Below are 16,192 nucleotides of genomic sequence, written 5' to 3' on the forward strand. Positions count from 1 at the left end.
GACTGTTTCCTGTCGATTTGTACCCCCCTGTTAGATACGGGGGGTTAAGTGCTGGCGTGGCTATTGCCACACCAGCCAGCAAGATCAGTCCACACCTGCGACTTCCGCTTCGCACGTCGCCTGCGTGGACTGTCTGCTGTTGGATAACTTTTTAATTTCCTCCAAGAAATCATATCCTTTTGGTACAAGGGGAGTATAAAACTCTGATATGACACTTGTTCCTACATCAACATAGCCACGACCTTTGATTCGCTTTAAGAAGAAATCCTTTTGTACGTCACTGCCAAACATCATGCCATAGCCCATTTCAGACATACGACCTAAAGCCACTCTGAAATTAAACTGATCACGGATTCCGTCGCCTAAATATTTTGCGTCTGGACGTTGACAAGCCAGTATTAGAAAGAAGCCAGCTTGACGACCTAACATGACAATCTGTTTCAGCTTATTCATAACTGCGGTGTTTTCTTTTGTTCCCAGCATTTCCATGAAAGCGACGTATTCATCAAAGATTAAGAAGTGTGCCGGGAGACCTAAGTAAGCATAATTTTTGCCAGTCTTATAGTTCTTCATCTGCTTCATTTCCTCACTACGTTTCATCATTTCTTCATAGAATGTTTCAATGCAAGAAAGCAAGTCTTCTTTTCTATAGTAGACATTTGCCATCACAGAACCTAAGTCCGCAAGGTCAGCATTTTTCGGGTCAAGAATATACAGTTTTGAATCTGTATGAAGCAAGGCTTCAATCAGTGTCAGTATAAAGTAAGTTTTACCGCCACCTGTACCACCAGCAATCAACATATGAGGGAGCTTATCATATTCCCACCATACGTTTTTCATTAAGCGAAGTTTACCATCTTTAGCTTCTACTTCATCAATAGAAATACGACTGGCTATGGTGTCATAGAGCAAAGTATATTCCACATAGGAATCCTTTAACTCTTTATCCGTCAGCTCACAGTACAAGCCACTCTCTAATTTCTTTTCCAAGTGTAAGAGTTGGTCTTGATATTTTCCCAGCGTGATTTCCACCCGTATCTGTATCAAGCCATTTTTAAGTCGATAATACATTTTAGGGAAGTAGGTTATCTTTTCCTTTGTACGACCAGCACTATCTTTAAAGAAACCCTCTGTTTTGACCTGTTCAGATTCATACCACTTGTTTTCAAGTATCATCTTTGCCAGTTTTTGACGGTGGTAAAGTTGTTTAACCGTATCATAGCGAACCCGTTTGAATACAAACGCTACCAGCAAGCAGATAAGAATTGCGACACTGAAACTGATAATTAAATAGGGAATGTCAATCTTATCTGCTTGTGATAGGTTAAAATCCTGCCAGTTGATCTGCTGGATTGTCTTCACATGAAACAGTCCGACAACCAGCAGGAAAACAGGCAGGAGTGACGCTATCGTAAAATGAAAGACTAAATCTTTACCAGATGGGCGAATCCTTTTACCACGCTGTTTCATGCGAAAAAGTCTCCTTTCTACCTAGCGACTATTTGTCTTGTGTCGGTTCTTTCTTTGCTTGTGGTTGAGCTTTGAATGAACTAGAATCCTTTGTCAGCACAATATCGTCTGCCTTGATATACCAGTCAACATCTGCTCCTTGATAGGTGGCAGTAGCAACGGTGTCCGCAATGGGATTGATAAGTTCCACCCGTGCGTTATAATCAAACTCTTTCAAAGGCACGCTGGCAGGAATACTTACTTGAATCATGCGTCCTTGTCCTTTGGATTTTAAGTCATAGGTACGTTCCTTGATTTCATCTGAAACCGACCCGTCTTCATTTTGGATTCTCACTTCACGACGTAGAGCAGAGAATTTCAATTCTCCAAAAGTCGTGTCTTTATCTAATACAATGCCATTTGCTAATCTCATCATTTTTCCTCTCTTTCTTTATTCTTTTATCATGTCGTCAGCATGTAAAAGGTAATTTGTAAAACCACGAGTGCCGATTTTGTAGCCCTCTGCGGTAATACGTGGATTGACTAACTTCACACGTTCCTCAAAGCCGAAATGTTTTTCGCCAGCTTCAGCAGGAAGCACCACCACAATATCATCTGCTCTTTGAACATCAGAATAGAGATTATAGCTTCTTGATAAGACAGTTAGCCGTCCGTTGATTCTTCGCTGAACGACTTTATCCTCGCCAGCAAATTCTAAATTGCCGAATGTTTTTTCCATGTTGGGAATCACAAATTTAAGTTCCATATTTTTACCTATCCTTTCTTTTTTATTGGCTGAATGAATGTTTGATGGTCTTAAAGAGTGGGGAACGACCTTTTGATTCTTGATTTTTTGTTTTCATAAGTTCACTTCCTTTCAAAATCGGGTAAAAAAATAGACACCTCATTTTTTGAAGTGTCTACCTATTAAATATTCAAATTTTATTGGAAGTATCTTTATATCTTCACTTTTCAAGGATAAATCGTCGTATCAAAGCTCATTCATAAGTAGTAAATTAGTAGTAAATTGAGTGGTTTTGACCTTGATAAAGTGTGATAAGTCCAGTTTTTATGCGGATAACTAGATTTTTATGCTATTTTTGTGTTAAAAAATATAAAAAATTGGTTCATAAATTAATTTATTCGATAGAATGATTCAATCGTCTACTTAAACTTTCCGCTGTGAGAAAAGTGCCTGAAACAATAACGTTTCAGGTACTCGGGAGTTTTGAGACCTTAGGCTCAAAACTAAGTCATGGAACTTCTTCGAAGTTCGCTGATGTCCGTTCTCACCTAAGGAAAGTTTCTAAGAGGATCTTATCTACATTCTAATTTCTGAGCTTTTCTTATTACATGATCCCGTTCTTTCCTGTCGGTAGGTTAATCCCTGCTTCCATCAAGGCATCATGGTAGAGTTTATAGTAGGTATGATAGACAGTCGTCTGGGTTCCATTTTGCGCAGTCATCGCGATGCGGAAGGAATAACGACCATTTTTTTCGATCTGTGGGCCTAAAATCGTAGGACCTGTCAACACTTCTGGGTGTTTGTCTTGTTCAGACTGATTGACCTGAGCAATCACCTGATAGATCTTGTCGAGATCGGTATTTGCATCTAGCGGAATATCGATTAGCACGCGCATATCGCCACGTGAGAGATTGCTGACGACGGTGATGTTGCGATTCGGAACAAAGTGGAGAGTACCATCAAAGTCTCGCACCTGGGTCGTCCGAATCCCGACACTGCTGACGATGCCGGCAATATTAATAGACCCATTCGTGAGACGAACATTGTCTCCCACATCCAGCTGGCGTTCTAAAAGGATAAAGAAACCATTGACCAAATCGGAAAGAAAGCCCTGGGCTCCCATCCCAATAGCCACCCCAGCAATCCCAGCACCAGCCAAGAGACTAGAGACTGGAAGGCCCAGAATCGACAAAATCCAGTAGATCAAGATGAAATACAAACAATAGTTTAAGAGACTCTCAACCAAACGGAGAATCGTATTTTTACGGGCTTCATCCTGCACCGTATACTTAAAGGATGGTGTTAATATCCGCTTAACCAGGCTATGGATGACCTTTTTCGCGATAAAAAATAAAAGAAAGACAAAAATCAGAGAGATACATTTTGATATCAGATCATCAAAAATCTTCGTCCAGTCTATTTTACTGAAATAACGTTGGAAAGCTTGACTCATTTATTCGGGCCTTTCTATCAAAGAATAGTATGATTATATCAAATATTCGGAAATAAGGCTATTTTTTGAAAATTTCATTGCTTTCCCCCCCTAACTATCGTATAATATTCCTTAATTATTTTTTAAGGAGGTCTTACATGATTCATCGATTGATTACCACTTGGAATAAAACCAACCTTATGAAAAGGATCGCAATCGGGATTGTACTTGGTGTCATCCTAGCCCTTCTCTTCCCGAAAGCAACTGGCATTGGACTCTTAGGAGAGTTCTTTGTTGGGGGGCTCCGTGCGATCGCACCTCTTTTGGTCTTTGCACTCGTCGCAAACGCCCTCTCCCAACACCAAAAAGGGACAGAGACTAATATGAAAAAAGTCATCGTCCTCTATCTCCTAGGAACCTTTGCTGCTGCCTTCGTTGCTGTTTTGGTCAATTACATCTTCCCGATCACCATTACCCTGACTGGAAAGGCCGCTGAAGGATCCTCTCCAAACGGGATTGGCGAAGTGATTAGTAACCTCTTGCTCAAGATCGTCGACAACCCGGTCAACGCCTTGCAGCAAGCCAACTACATTGGAATCCTTTCTTGGGCAACCGTCTTTGGGATTGCCATGAGAGAGGCGAGTGAACATAGTAAAGACCTCCTCCAAACTCTAGCAGACATCACTTCAAAAATTGTTGAGTGGATTATCAACCTAGCTCCATTTGGAATCTTAGGCTTGGTCTTCACGACCATCGCTGGCCAAGGACTCAGTGCCCTTAGTAACTACGGGATTCTCTTACTTGTTTTGGTTGGTACCATGGCATTTGTAGCCCTGGTCATCAATCCATTGATCGTCTTTTTCATGATCCGCAAGAATCCCTATCCCCTTGTTTTTAAATGCCTCCGTGTCAGTGGGGTAACAGCCTTCTTCACCAGAAGTTCTGCAGCCAACATCCCTGTCAACATGCGTCTCTGTGAAGAATTGGGGCTGAATCCAGATACCTATTCTGTTTCCATTCCGCTTGGTTCAACCATTAACATGGCAGGCGCAGCCGTGACGATCAATATTTTGACGCTAGCTGCTGCCAATACCTTACACATTCAGGTTGACTTTGGAACAGCGCTCATTCTGAGTGTCGTAGCGGCTATATCTGCTTGTGGAGCATCTGGAGTTGCGGGAGGATCTCTCCTTCTCATCCCTGTTGCTTGTAGCCTCTTTGGCATCACCAATGATTTGGCCATGCAAGTCGTCAGTGTCGGCTTTATCATCGGGGTCATTCAAGACTCTTGCGAAACAGCCCTCAACTCTTCGACAGATGTACTCTTCACAGCAGTTGCTGAAATGAGTAGCTGGCCAAAGGAAAAACGCTATTAAAGAATCCTATCTCAAATAGACAAGAAAACCCAGACCTTGCGATCTGGGTTTTCTTATTTCTTAAAGTAGCGTTTACTTTCTTTGATAATGACTGGGGAGAGGGCCAAGAGCGCAATCAGGTTGGGTAGAGCCATGAGTCCATTAACAATATCCGCAATCACCCAGACCAGATCCAGCTTAAGGAAGCCTCCCAGTCCAACCATAAAGACAAAGAAGGTCCGGTAGAGGTTGATATATTTGACGCCAAATAGGAATTCGAAACACCGTTCTCCATAATAAGACCATCCAAGAATGGTCGTTGTCGCAAACAGCACCAAGCACAGCGTTAAGATAATGCCTCCAACTGGGCCAAAGACACCTGTAAACGTATCCTGGGTCAAGGTACTCGTGCTGCCCTTGGCCATCCACTCCCCTGACACCAGAAGAGACAGCCCTGTCAAACTACAGATGATAATGGTATCAATAAAGGTTCCTGTCATCGAGATCAAGCCCTGCTCGACAGGCTCATTGGTCTTCGCCGCCGCTGCTGCAATGGGGGCCGATCCAAGGCCCGATTCATTGGAGAAAACCCCACGCGCCACCCCTTTTTGGATGGCCATTTTGACTGTTGCTCCTGCGAAACCTCCCATGGCTGCAGTCCCTGTGAAGGCACCTGAAAAGACCGATTTTAAGGCTGGAAGCAATTGGTCCAGATGCAAGGCAATGATCGTGACAGTCGCAACGATATAGGCAGCAGCCATAAAAGGAACCACTTTTTCAGAGACTTTCGAAATCCAGTGAATCCCACCAAAGATGATGGTCGAAACCACCAGAGCAATCACTACACTGGCTACTTCTGGAGCTGTTCCAAAACTCGCTTGGAGGGATCCCGTAATGGAATTGACCTGGGTCATGGTTCCGATCCCAAAGAGGGCCACCAGAACACCTGCAACTGCAAAGAAAATAGCTAGTGGTCGCCACTTCTCCCCCATCCCGTGAAGAATGTAGTACATCGGACCACCCGAGATATGACCATTGTCATCCTTGGTCCGATAACGAATAGCTAAGAGCCCTTCTGCATACTTGGTCGCCATTCCAAAGAAGGCCGCCATCCACATCCAAAAGAGGGCCCCTGGGCCACCTGTCTGAATCGCTGTCGCTACCCCTACGATATTGCCTGTTCCCACTGTGGCAGCTAGGGCCGTCGCAAGGGCTCCAAAGCTCGAGATATCCCCATGCCCCTCATCTTCTGTAAAGATCAAGCGAAAGGCTTTTGGAAGATAGCGTATCTGAAGCAAACCCAAGCGAAGGGTCAGGTAAATCCCTGTCCCTACCAAGAGCACCAAAAGTGGGGCGCCCCACACTAGATTATCGAGTTGCTGAAAAAATTGCAATACATGATCCATTCTTTGTCTCCTTTTTATCGACCGCTCGACAGAAAAGAGAAAAAGAAAGAGTACATGACAAACATGTACTCTGGTCCTGCTTAAAATAGGGGACTTTCCCTATTTTTCGCTCTGTCCTTTTACCTGAGAGTTTGAGTAGATGCATCCTCTACCTTGCCCCTTCGGTGCCATTTCTGGTCTCTCCAGAGTTCCGTCCATTCACAGTCACTCACGCTCCTGCAAACTTCATTCGGTCGTATGTAATTTTCTCTATTTTAATCAATTTTCAAAAGTTTGTCAATCGTTTCTGAAAATATCTTGCAAGATTTCTGCAAATGAGCGGTTTTTAATCACTTAAGGAGAAGTGATTGGTCATGAGGTTGCTAGCATCGAGCAAAATCTTGTCCAAGAGTTGATCCGTCGCTTCTTGAATCTGATCACTCATGGCTTGGTTTTCCGCCTCAAAATCGACGGTTTCACCTGCTGCAAGTGCACGATCGACTTTATTGATGCGTGCATGTCCCCAGGCCATTGTCGATTCTTGGTAATCATCTAGATCGCCAACATGGTGGGCATAGTGAGGATCTGCTAGTCCTGCAATAATCCGGTTAGCCCAGTAGAAGGAATCCGTTGTCACCTTAGCCGTCGTATTGGCAAAGTAGTCTGGCGTTGTATCCACTTGGGTAAAGAAAGGAACGGCTGTATTGTAAGGCATTGAGCCGTAAGAAATCCATTGGATGCCTGTCGTTTCTTGTGGTTTATTGGGACGCAATTGCAGAATCGCTGTCTGACTGGTCCGGTTGATCCCGATCGTACGGAAAGTTCGCTGACTCACCTGATCTCCTTCCGGTCCATAAGGATCGTAGATGGTATCTTGGTAGTGGTTGCTCAAGACATATTTCACATCCTCAATCGTCACCTTGCGATAGGGTTTTTGACACCAAGGAATCTCAAAGCTCCGTGGATCCTGCTCAATTTCAGGATTAAGGAAATGCTGGATGGCCCAGGCCCGCGGTGTATTGTAGTGACGGTCCTTGTCCTTTTGACTACCAAAGGCATAACGTGGATTAAAACCTTTACCTTCTTGATCCAGAATCAAATGGTGCTCTGTGACAAAATTTTCAAGATCTGGGTCACAAAGAAACTCGTCTAGATTTCCAAATTCAAAATAATCACTTCCCAGTTGGTTCGGGTTAGTCACATAGGCATCATCTGGTACACGGCGCGCCATCCAGTGGTGACCTCCGATGGTTTCTAACCACCAGATTTCATTCACATCTGAAATCGCAATCCCGTTAGATTCATAGGTTCCGTACTCTTCTAAAATCTTTCCGAGACGCAAAACCCCTTCGCGGGCAGTCTTGACATAAGGCAAGACCAAGGTCAGCATGTCTTCCTCACCGATGCCACTCTCTACAAGAGGATCGGCCCCTAGCACACGGCTATTAGTCGTAATGGTCTCTGTCTCACTCATGGCTACATTGTAGATATTGATCCCAGCTTCTCCCCAGATCCCGTCTTTCGGAATGGCATCTGGTACCGCCGTATAGCGAACTGGATTATCTGGTAAGTCGATTTCAAAAGATGATAAAATAGACTTGTAATGACGCGGTTGATCTTCTGGTTTGACCACGATCAATTTCTTAGGCGTAAAAACGCCATTTTGAGAATCCTCTGTTCGTGCTACAATGGTCGAACCATCATAGCTAGCATTTTTTCCGACTAGAATCGTTGTACACGAATCTGCACTTTCACGTTTACGCATTCGTATCCTCCCAAATCATTCATTGCCTCTATTATAGCACTTTTAAAAGAGAGAACCTACTGAAAATCCGATTTGAAAACGGATCGTTTTCGATATTTTTCAATCATTTTCATTTTATAAAGTTTTAAAAACCCTAGCTGTTTATCAGCTAGATTCAGATTGAAGAAAAAGTTATCTTAGAAACTTTCCTTAGGTGAGTACGGACGTCAGCGAACTTCGAAGAAGTTCCATGACTAATTATTGAGCCTAAGGTCTCAATAATTCCGAGTGAGACTGGGACAAAAGTCCTAGCCTCTTAATTGTTTTTGGATTGTCAAGCAAGACGCAGTGGTTGAGTGGGCTCTACTACGCTGATTTCATCAGCTTTTACAGCCCTACTCAACTTTGCGGAGGTGGGACGACGAAATCGAATTTTAACGAATTACCGATTTCTGTCCCACTCTCACTTTTCTCACGGCGGAAAGTTTCGGTATTTTCTTTATTCATTTTAAAAATGGGACAGATTTATATTTTATTGCAGAATTTCTTAACTTATTTTTCTTTTTAAAAATTTAGTCTACGTTCTAAACCCTAGCTAATGAAAAGCTAGGGCTTACCTTATCCTTTAAACGTGACAATGGTTGCGCCGCTTCCACCTGCATTTTGTGGGGCATATTCAAAACTCTTGACATGCTTGTTGCGGCGGAGGTATTTTGTCACCCCTTCACGGATGACCCCTGTCCCGATCCCGTGGATAATATCGACTTGGGCCATGTTGTTGAGCAGAGCCTGATCGATAAAGCCATCTAGCTCTTGCATGGCCTCTTCATAGCGTTTTCCACGGAGGTCCAGACGCACTCTTGGCCCACTCGTGTTCGAACGTTTGACGACATTCACCTGGCGTTTCTTAGGTTGAGCCGCTTCTTTTTCAGCCTTGATGAGGTTGAATCCTTTTTCTTCCAAGGTCATCTTGATCAAGCCGACTTGCGCCTCCCAGCGGCCATCTTTGAGTTGCTTGACCAGGGTTCCGCGTTGGCCATAGCTGATAACCAAGATTTCATCACCTACCTTAGGAGCACGCGCCTTTTTGGCTTTTTTCAAGACCTTGTTTTTAGAAAGGTCGACGGTCTCAGGAGCTAGTTTTTTCAACTGAGCCTTGGCTTCAATGATCTCATGTGGTTTCAACTGGGATTTGGCGTGAAGGCCTTGAAGGATACGGTCACTCTCTGAGAGGGCCATGTCCACAATTTCCTTGGCTTCTTCTCTCGCCTTATTGAGCTCTGTTTCTCTCTCTCTAGTCAGTTCGTTATAGAGTTTTCGAAGAGCGCGATTGAATTTGAGATTTTCTTGCTCGACCTCTTGAATGGTATCTAAGCGCTTGCGACTTTCTAAGGTCTGCGCCTCCAATTTTTCAATGATTTGATTGACATCATTATCCGTATTGGTCATCTTCATGGCATCCTGGATAATGGTCTCAGACAAGCCCAAACGGCGGGCGATTTCAAAGGCATTGGAGCGGCCAGGAACTCCTTGCATGAAGCGATAGGTCGGACGCAGACTCGCTGTATCAAATTCCATGCTGGCATTTTGCACTCCTGCAGTCTCAATCCCGTAGGCCTTGAGCTCTGGATAGTGGGTTGTCGCCATGGTCTTAATCCCGCGTAAGCGCAGGTCTTCTAGAATGGCAATAGCAAGGCCAGCTCCCTCTTGAGGATCGGTTCCAGCCCCCAACTCATCCAGAAGGATCAAGGAGGCGGTATCCACTTGATTCAAGATAGATACGATATTGGTCATATGACTGGAGAAGGTCGACAAGCTCTGCTCGATCGATTGTTCATCTCCAATATCTGCAAAGACCTGTGAGAAGATGCCCACACGACTACCTGGATCCGCTAGGATGGGAAGACCAGACTGGGCCATAATTTGCGCTAGTCCCAGCGTTTTTAGCATGATGGTTTTACCACCTGTATTGGGACCGGTAATCACGATTTCTGTCAAGTCCTCAGTAAAATGCAGGTCATTCGCGACGGCATTTTCAATCAAGGGATGACGTAGTTGCAAGAGCTGAATAGAGCGATTGCTGCTAACCTCTGGTACCACTGCCTTATAATCGCGCATAAACCGATACTTGGCCTTGATCAAGTCCAAGTGACCGATAATCCAAGCGTTATTTGCAATCTCTGCTGCATGAGGGCGCAGGGTGTCAGACAATTCCTCCAGAATCTGAATGATTTCATACCGTTCATCGGCTCGATGGTTGGCAATTTCTTCATTAAGATTGACGACTGCTCGAGGCTCGATATAAACGGTATTCCCGCTAGCTGAGATATCGTGGACCACCCCTGCAATCCGGTTGCGATAGGTATTTTTTACGGGTAGAACATTGCGGCCATTCCGACTAGCAATCACAGCATCCGCCAACATATCGGCCTTGCTTTTCAGCAGGTCTTGTAGAATCTCTCTGACCTGATGTTCATTTTCCTGGATTCGGCGGCGGATTTTGGCCAATTTTTCGCTAGCAAAAGACTCGACAAAGCCTCCTTCGTTGATAGCTTGAAGCCCACCTTGTAGGCGAGGAAGATCCACCAAGTTGTCAAAGAGGCGATTGAGCCTTTCCAGACGGACATTTTCCAAGTTGTCGTAGAAATCCTTGAGCTCATGTGTCACCCGAAGGACAGCTTTTAGCGCTAGTAATTCATCGATATTGAGGGATGCCTCCATCTCCAAACGCTTGGCCACTGGACGGACATCTTGAATGGTCGATACGGCAAAGCGAGGCTCTTCCAAGAGGATCTGCTCCATATCTTCTAGCTCCATAAAGGCCGTTTCGATGCTTTCTTTTTTATCAGTTGGAGTAAGGGCTGCTAGCTCCATCTCCCCTTGTTCTGTCTGTAGATAGGGTTCAAAGAGTTGCTTGACCTTGTCAAACTCCAGAATATCTAAGATTTTTTTATTCATATTTCTCCTACAAAAAAAGTGAGCGTCCTTCCTTGAATCGGACTTGTCTCACTCCTTTCTTCATTTTTGCTCCTTAAGCTCCGATAATCGCAGTCACCCACAAGTTGTGGAACAGACTGGAACTGATCGGGGTATGAAGGATGATAAAGCGGATCAATCCACTTGCATTGAGTCTATTTTGGATGGAAGCCATGGGAACCGTTGAGAGGACAGTCAAGCCCATCTGGATGACCAAGAGAGTTATCACGACGGCGATCACGCCCGCTCCAATTTGATACTTGCGATCCTCCAGTTTTTCTGGCTGAGGTACCAAGTGCATAAAGATCCCAATCACACGACCAATCAGATAGATCATCGCAAAAATCAATACATATGCTAAACCTGCATAAAAGATGTCATCTAATTGAAATAGGTAGCGGTTGGCATAAAAATAATTCACCGATTGCTGGGTGGGACTCGAAAAAGGAACCCATAGAGACAACACCTTGGCCAGTCCCTTATAGCTACCACCTGCAATCAAGAGGGCCACTAAGGTCACTAGAAAGTAATAAGACTGGAGGATAATCCCTCTTGCATAGCCAATATAAAAGCTCCATGCCAAAATCAATAAGATTAAGAAAGTTAACATGTATCTCCTCTTATTTGGATGATTTATCCTTTAAGTCGTCTAAAGCCTTGCGACGAAAATCATCTAATTCTTTTTCTTTGTCATCAAACTCAATCTCGCGATTCAGCTGCATGGACAAACTGTTTACTGCCAATAAGATCGCGATGGTTTCATCATCTGCCTCTGGCATTTGTTCCTTAATTGCTTGGTATTTTTCTTTCGCAACACGTTCGACTTCTTCCATAAACAAATTATCATGGTTGGTTGTTAAAGTGAGCGCTTTGTTTCCAAATGTAAATTTATATCTATTTAAGCTCGCCATAAAAATCACCTCACGGTATTATACCAAAAAAGGCTAGCTTTGTCAGTAGCAAAGCCCCTCTTCACAGGGATTTTCCAGTGGATTCTTTCTTTCTTTTTGCTCCCTCTCTCCCTGAATTTGTGGTACAATAGTGGTTATGGAAAGTATGACACTCACTCCAACACAGGAGCAAATCCTTGATTTTGTCCATACCTATCGCAACTCTCTCTCTCAAAGCAAGAACCCTCATATGGATTATTTCTTTCGACTAAAGGGAGCGACCGTTTCGATCTACAAGTCTGGAAAAGTCTTGCTTCAGGGCAATGACCTTACTCCTTACCTGGCCTTTTTCGGGCAAGATGCTGGGAACCCTAAAGGTTCTACCACTTCATCTGCAGGACAAGATCTAGCCATGATCGGAACCGACGAGGTCGGAAACGGCTCTTATTTTGGTGGACTCACCGTCGTTGCATCCTTTGTCACACCTGATCAGCACGACTGGCTCAAAAAGCTCGGTGTTGGGGATTCAAAAACCTTGGATGATCGAAAAATTCAGCAATTGGCTCCTCTCCTTGAGGAAAACATCCAGCACCAAGCACTCTTATTGTCTCCAAAGAAGTACAATGAAGTCATTGCTTCTGGCTACAATGCTGTTTCGGTCAAAGTGGCCCTGCACAATCAGGCCATCTATCTTCTATTAAATAAAGGAGTCCAAGCAGAGCGAATTGTGATCGATGCCTTTACGACGGCTAAAAACTACCAAAAATACGTGAAAGCTGAAAAAAATCAGGTCACCCAAGCCATTGATTTGGAAGAAAAAGCAGAAGGTAAGTATTTAGCTGTTGCGGTTAGTTCCATCATTGCCCGCAATCTCTTCCTTCAAAATCTGGAAGATCTGGGCAAGGAACTGGGCTTTAATCTCCCTAGTGGAGCAGGGGCGAAGTCAGACCAAGTCGCTGCTAAATTGCTTCAGACCTACGGGATGAAAGCTCTGGATTATTGTGCCAAACTCCATTTTAAAAACACAGAAAAAGCAAAGAAATTACTAGAAAGATAAGTTATGTCAAAAAGAAGTTCAAAACAGTCATCTAGCTCACCAGTGGTGAGATTCCTTAAAGAATGGGGCCTCTTCAGCATCATTGTTGGTCTCATCATCGCCTCTCGCATTTATCTCTGGGCTCCGGTCAAGGTGGATGGCCATTCGATGGATCCAACCCTAGCAGATAGCGAGTACCTCCTTGTGGTCAACCACCTTTCGATTGATCGTTTCGACATTGTCGTTGCCAGTGAAAAAGACGACGACGGCAAAACCAAGGACATCGTCAAGCGGGTCATCGGTCTTCCTGGAGATACCATCCAGTACGACAACGATACCCTCTACATCAATGGGAAAAAGACCAATGAGCCTTATTTGAAGGACTACATCGCTCGTTTCAAAAAAGATAAATTGCAATCGACCTACACTGGAAAAGGGTTCGAAGAAAACGGAGAACTCTTCCGCCAATTGGCCAATACAGCCCAAGCTTTTACAGTAGACAAGGATGGCAATCCTAAATTTACCTTGAAGTTGCTCGACGATGAATACCTCCTACTTGGAGATGACCGGATCGTTTCAAAAGATAGCCGTCAGGTCGGAGCTTTCAAGAAAGAACAAATCAAAGGGCAAGCCGTCTTTAGACTATGGCCGATCTACCCTTTCAAAACTTATTAGTATAGATCAACAGACTGAGGCTGAGACAAGTATGTCCCAGCCTTGCTTTATAAAAAGGAAAGAAATGATGGAATATTATTTTTCTGGTACTATTGAGCGTATTATTTTTGAAAATCCTAGCAGTTTTTTCCGAATCCTCTTGCTTGACATTAGCGATACCGATGCCGAAGACTTTGATGATTTTGAGATTATTGTGACGGGCACTATGGCAGATATCATGGAAGGCGAAGACTACACCTTCTGGGGGGAGCTGGTCCATCATCCTAAATACGGAGAGCAGCTCAAAATCAGTCGCTATGAACGTGCCAAACCTTCTAGCAAGGGCTTGGTGAAATATTTTTCTAGTGATCACTTTAAAGGAATTGGTCTCAAAACAGCCCAAAAAATCGTGGACCTCTATGGGGACGATACCATTGACAAAATTCTGGAGGCCCCTGAAAAATTAGAAGAAATCACAGGTCTCTCCAAGAAAAACCGCCTGGCTTTTGTAGAAAAACTCCGTCAGAATTACGGAACGGAGCGCATTCTCGCCCAACTAGCCAACTATGGCATTCCCAATAAATTGGCCTTTCAGATCCAAGATTTTTATAAAGAAGAAACCCTCCAGATCGTGGAGCAACAGCCCTACCGATTGGTGGAAGATATCCAAGGTATGGGCTTTAAAATCGCGGACCAACTAGCCGAAGAATTAGGCATTGCAAGTGACGCCCCTGAACGTTTCCGCGCGGGTCTGATCCACAGCCTTTTTAGCTACTCTATCGAGACTGGAAATACCTACATCGAAGCCAAGGACCTCCTGCGCTATACCATTGACCTCCTAGAATCCGCTCGTCCAGTAGAATTGGATCCTTCCACTGTCGCCCAGGAATTAGGACGCCTCATCGAGGAAGATAAGGTCCAAAACGTGGACACCAAGATCTTTGACAACAGCCTCTTCTTTGCGGAGGAAGGGATTCGTAGTCATATCGGTCGATTGTTGGAAAAAGGAAAGTCGACTTCATTTGACCCTGAGAAAATCAACCAGGCGATTGAGGAGGTTGAAAAAGATTTGGGGATTCGCTACGATGCGATTCAAAAAGAGGCGATTCACCAAGCTATCCAAAATAAGGTCTTTATCCTCACCGGGGGACCGGGGACAGGAAAGACTACCGTTATCAATGGGATGATCAGTGTCTATGCCCAACTCCACCAGCTGGATCTTCGCAAGAAACAAGACCTGCCGATCCTCTTGGCTGCCCCAACGGGACGGGCAGCTAGACGCATGAATGAGCTGACAGGACTTCCGAGCGCCACCATTCACCGCCATTTAGGGATGACAGGAGATGATGACACCAGCCACTTAGAGGACTATCTGGACGCAGACTTTATCATTGTGGACGAATTTTCCATGGTCGACACCTGGCTGGCCAATCAATTGCTCAGCAATATCGCAATGGATACCAAACTCTTGATTGTGGGGGATGCCGACCAATTACCTTCCGTCAGTCCTGGTCAGGTCTTGGCTGATCTCTTGCAGATCCCAAGCATCCCTCAGACCAAACTGGAACATATTTTCCGTCAGAGTGAGGACTCGACCATTGTCTCACTAGCAGGAGACATTCGCCAGGGCAAGCTTCCTCAAGATTTTACAGAACGAAAAGCTGACCGCTCTTATTTCGAAGCCGGAAGCGAACACATCCCTAAGATGATTGAACAAATCACTTCTGCTGCCCTTCGCAGTCAAATCCCTGCTCGAGATATCCAAGTCTTGGCCCCCATGTATAAGGGCCAGGCCGGCATTGACAATATCAATACGCTCATGCAAGACCTTCTCAATCCAGCTGTCAAAGATCAGGTCGTCTTTGACACGCCAGACTGCCAATACCGTGATGGGGATAAGGTCATCCATCTGGTCAATGATGCAGAAAGCAATGTCTTTAATGGAGATATTGGCTACATCACCGACCTTCTATCAGGAAAATATACGGAATCCAAGCAAGATGAAATGACCATCCAATTTGATGGCAATGAAATCGTCTACCCGCGCAATGAATGGTACAAGATTCGCTTAGCCTATGCGATGAGTATTCACAAATCACAAGGAAGCGAATTCCCGGTGGTAATTTTACCCATTACCAATCAAAGCCATCGGATGCTGCAGCGTAATTTGATCTATACTGCCATCACGCGCTCTAAGAGCAAACTGATCCTCTTAGGGGAATACAGCGCCTTTGATTACGCCACTAAAAATACCGGTACTGCGCGCAAGACCTACTTGGTGGAACGCTTCAAGGACCTGGACGGAGGCGAGGCAACCAAAGACTCTTCTTCATCCGTTGCCACCTCTTCTGATACAGTCGAATCTGCGCGAAGCAAGGAAGAAACTGTTGAAAGGAAGACTGAGCCTGATGAACCGACTGTCTATCGACTGACAGAAGACAATCTCCACACCATCTCTCCTATGATCGGACTGACTGAAGAAGAAATTGCAGCCTTTTTTGACATCAAAAAATACGACTAGTGTAC

At 44.5% G+C, this 16,192-nt stretch carries 13 protein-coding genes and 1 riboswitch; of the genes, 4 read left to right on the forward strand and 9 right to left on the reverse strand.

Going from position 1 to position 16,192, the window contains the following annotated elements:
* Positions 1–84: 84 nt before the first annotated feature.
* The 4 genes from WKT08_RS06335 to WKT08_RS06350 form a co-directional block, all read right to left on the reverse strand.
* A complete protein-coding gene (locus WKT08_RS06335) occupies positions 85–1,470 on the reverse strand; it encodes an FtsK/SpoIIIE domain-containing protein (RefSeq protein ID WP_000813488.1) in 1,386 nt (461 codons plus the stop codon).
* Positions 1,471–1,498: 28 nt separating this feature from the next.
* The gene (locus WKT08_RS06340; protein ID WP_000985015.1) at positions 1,499–1,885 is read right to left on the reverse strand and encodes a YdcP family protein; all 387 of its coding nucleotides are present in this window, start codon (positions 1,883–1,885) and stop codon (positions 1,499–1,501) included.
* A gap of 15 nt (positions 1,886–1,900) precedes the next feature.
* A complete protein-coding gene (locus WKT08_RS06345) occupies positions 1,901–2,215 on the reverse strand; it encodes a YdcP family protein (RefSeq protein WP_000420682.1) in 315 nt (104 codons plus the stop codon).
* Between the two features lie 583 nt (positions 2,216–2,798).
* Complete coding sequence (locus WKT08_RS06350; RefSeq protein WP_003004944.1) at positions 2,799–3,647, reverse strand: mechanosensitive ion channel family protein; 849 nt, start codon at positions 3,645–3,647, stop codon at positions 2,799–2,801.
* Between the two features lie 137 nt (positions 3,648–3,784).
* On the opposite strand from WKT08_RS06350, the gene sstT reads away from it, so the two are divergent.
* Positions 3,785–5,002, forward strand: coding sequence for a serine/threonine transporter SstT (sstT, locus tag WKT08_RS06355; RefSeq protein WP_340280885.1), 1,218 nt, complete (start codon positions 3,785–3,787; stop codon positions 5,000–5,002).
* A 53-nt stretch (positions 5,003–5,055) separates the two neighbouring features.
* Here sstT and WKT08_RS06360 read toward each other — a convergent pair whose 3' ends face one another.
* The 5 genes from WKT08_RS06360 to WKT08_RS06380 all read right to left on the reverse strand — a co-directional run bounded on the left by WKT08_RS06360 (position 5,056) and on the right by WKT08_RS06380 (position 11,997).
* Positions 5,056–6,387, reverse strand: a complete 1,332-nt coding sequence (locus WKT08_RS06360; protein WP_340280887.1) for an alanine/glycine:cation symporter family protein — start codon at positions 6,385–6,387, stop codon at positions 5,056–5,058.
* A 101-nt stretch (positions 6,388–6,488) separates the two neighbouring features.
* A riboswitch (glycine riboswitch) is annotated at positions 6,489–6,583 on the reverse strand.
* Positions 6,584–6,712: 129 nt separating this feature from the next.
* Complete coding sequence (locus tag WKT08_RS06365; RefSeq protein WP_340280889.1) at positions 6,713–8,131, reverse strand: C69 family dipeptidase; 1,419 nt, start codon at positions 8,129–8,131, stop codon at positions 6,713–6,715.
* A 597-nt stretch (positions 8,132–8,728) separates the two neighbouring features.
* Positions 8,729–11,068: an endonuclease MutS2 gene (locus tag WKT08_RS06370; RefSeq protein ID WP_340280891.1), complete on the reverse strand. Its 2,340-nt coding sequence runs from the start codon at positions 11,066–11,068 to the stop codon at positions 8,729–8,731.
* Positions 11,069–11,141: 73 nt separating this feature from the next.
* Positions 11,142–11,696 (reverse strand): CvpA family protein, encoded by a 555-nt coding sequence (locus tag WKT08_RS06375; RefSeq protein WP_021153876.1) that lies wholly within the window; start codon positions 11,694–11,696, stop codon positions 11,142–11,144.
* A 10-nt stretch (positions 11,697–11,706) separates the two neighbouring features.
* The gene (locus WKT08_RS06380; RefSeq protein ID WP_003005477.1) at positions 11,707–11,997 is read right to left on the reverse strand and encodes a hypothetical protein; all 291 of its coding nucleotides are present in this window, start codon (positions 11,995–11,997) and stop codon (positions 11,707–11,709) included.
* A gap of 136 nt (positions 11,998–12,133) precedes the next feature.
* Between WKT08_RS06380 and rnhC the strand changes: the two genes are divergently transcribed.
* The 3 genes from rnhC (at position 12,134) to recD2 (ending at position 16,187) form a co-directional block, all read left to right on the forward strand.
* On the forward strand, positions 12,134–13,033 hold the full coding sequence (gene rnhC, locus WKT08_RS06385; RefSeq protein WP_155167295.1) for a ribonuclease HIII: 900 nt from the start codon (positions 12,134–12,136) through the stop codon (positions 13,031–13,033).
* A gap of 3 nt (positions 13,034–13,036) precedes the next feature.
* Complete coding sequence (lepB, locus tag WKT08_RS06390; RefSeq protein ID WP_070590042.1) at positions 13,037–13,687, forward strand: signal peptidase I; 651 nt, start codon at positions 13,037–13,039, stop codon at positions 13,685–13,687.
* Between the two features lie 67 nt (positions 13,688–13,754).
* Positions 13,755–16,187, forward strand: coding sequence for an SF1B family DNA helicase RecD2 (recD2, locus tag WKT08_RS06395; RefSeq protein WP_340281040.1), 2,433 nt, complete (start codon positions 13,755–13,757; stop codon positions 16,185–16,187).
* Positions 16,188–16,192 lie beyond the last annotated feature (5 nt).

It is taken from the genome of Streptococcus sp. HCA-5024 (genome assembly GCF_037890265.1).
Lineage (GTDB): Bacteria > Bacillota > Bacilli > Lactobacillales > Streptococcaceae > Streptococcus > Streptococcus lingualis.

What these genes read in the sequence shown, in the direction of transcription:
- WKT08_RS06375 (WP_021153876.1), bottom strand. Translation starts at nt 11,696, where the DNA reads ATGTTAACTTTCTTAATCTTATTGATTTTGGCATGGAGCTTTTATATT.
- WKT08_RS06335 (WP_000813488.1), bottom strand. Translation starts at nt 1,470, where the DNA reads ATGAAACAGCGTGGTAAAAGGATTCGCCCATCTGGTAAAGATTTAGTC.
- WKT08_RS06380 (WP_003005477.1), bottom strand. Translation starts at nt 11,997, where the DNA reads ATGGCGAGCTTAAATAGATATAAATTTACATTTGGAAACAAAGCGCTC.
- WKT08_RS06360 (WP_340280887.1), bottom strand. Translation starts at nt 6,387, where the DNA reads ATGGATCATGTATTGCAATTTTTTCAGCAACTCGATAATCTAGTGTGG.
- WKT08_RS06350 (WP_003004944.1), bottom strand. Translation starts at nt 3,647, where the DNA reads ATGAGTCAAGCTTTCCAACGTTATTTCAGTAAAATAGACTGGACGAAG.
- WKT08_RS06345 (WP_000420682.1), bottom strand. Translation starts at nt 2,215, where the DNA reads ATGGAACTTAAATTTGTGATTCCCAACATGGAAAAAACATTCGGCAAT.
- WKT08_RS06365 (WP_340280889.1), bottom strand. Translation starts at nt 8,131, where the DNA reads ATGCGTAAACGTGAAAGTGCAGATTCGTGTACAACGATTCTAGTCGGA.
- sstT (WP_340280885.1), top strand. Translation starts at nt 3,785, where the DNA reads ATGATTCATCGATTGATTACCACTTGGAATAAAACCAACCTTATGAAA.
- lepB (WP_070590042.1), top strand. Translation starts at nt 13,037, where the DNA reads ATGTCAAAAAGAAGTTCAAAACAGTCATCTAGCTCACCAGTGGTGAGA.
- recD2 (WP_340281040.1), top strand. Translation starts at nt 13,755, where the DNA reads ATGGAATATTATTTTTCTGGTACTATTGAGCGTATTATTTTTGAAAAT.
- rnhC (WP_155167295.1), top strand. Translation starts at nt 12,134, where the DNA reads ATGGAAAGTATGACACTCACTCCAACACAGGAGCAAATCCTTGATTTT.
- WKT08_RS06370 (WP_340280891.1), bottom strand. Translation starts at nt 11,068, where the DNA reads ATGAATAAAAAAATCTTAGATATTCTGGAGTTTGACAAGGTCAAGCAA.
- WKT08_RS06340 (WP_000985015.1), bottom strand. Translation starts at nt 1,885, where the DNA reads ATGATGAGATTAGCAAATGGCATTGTATTAGATAAAGACACGACTTTT.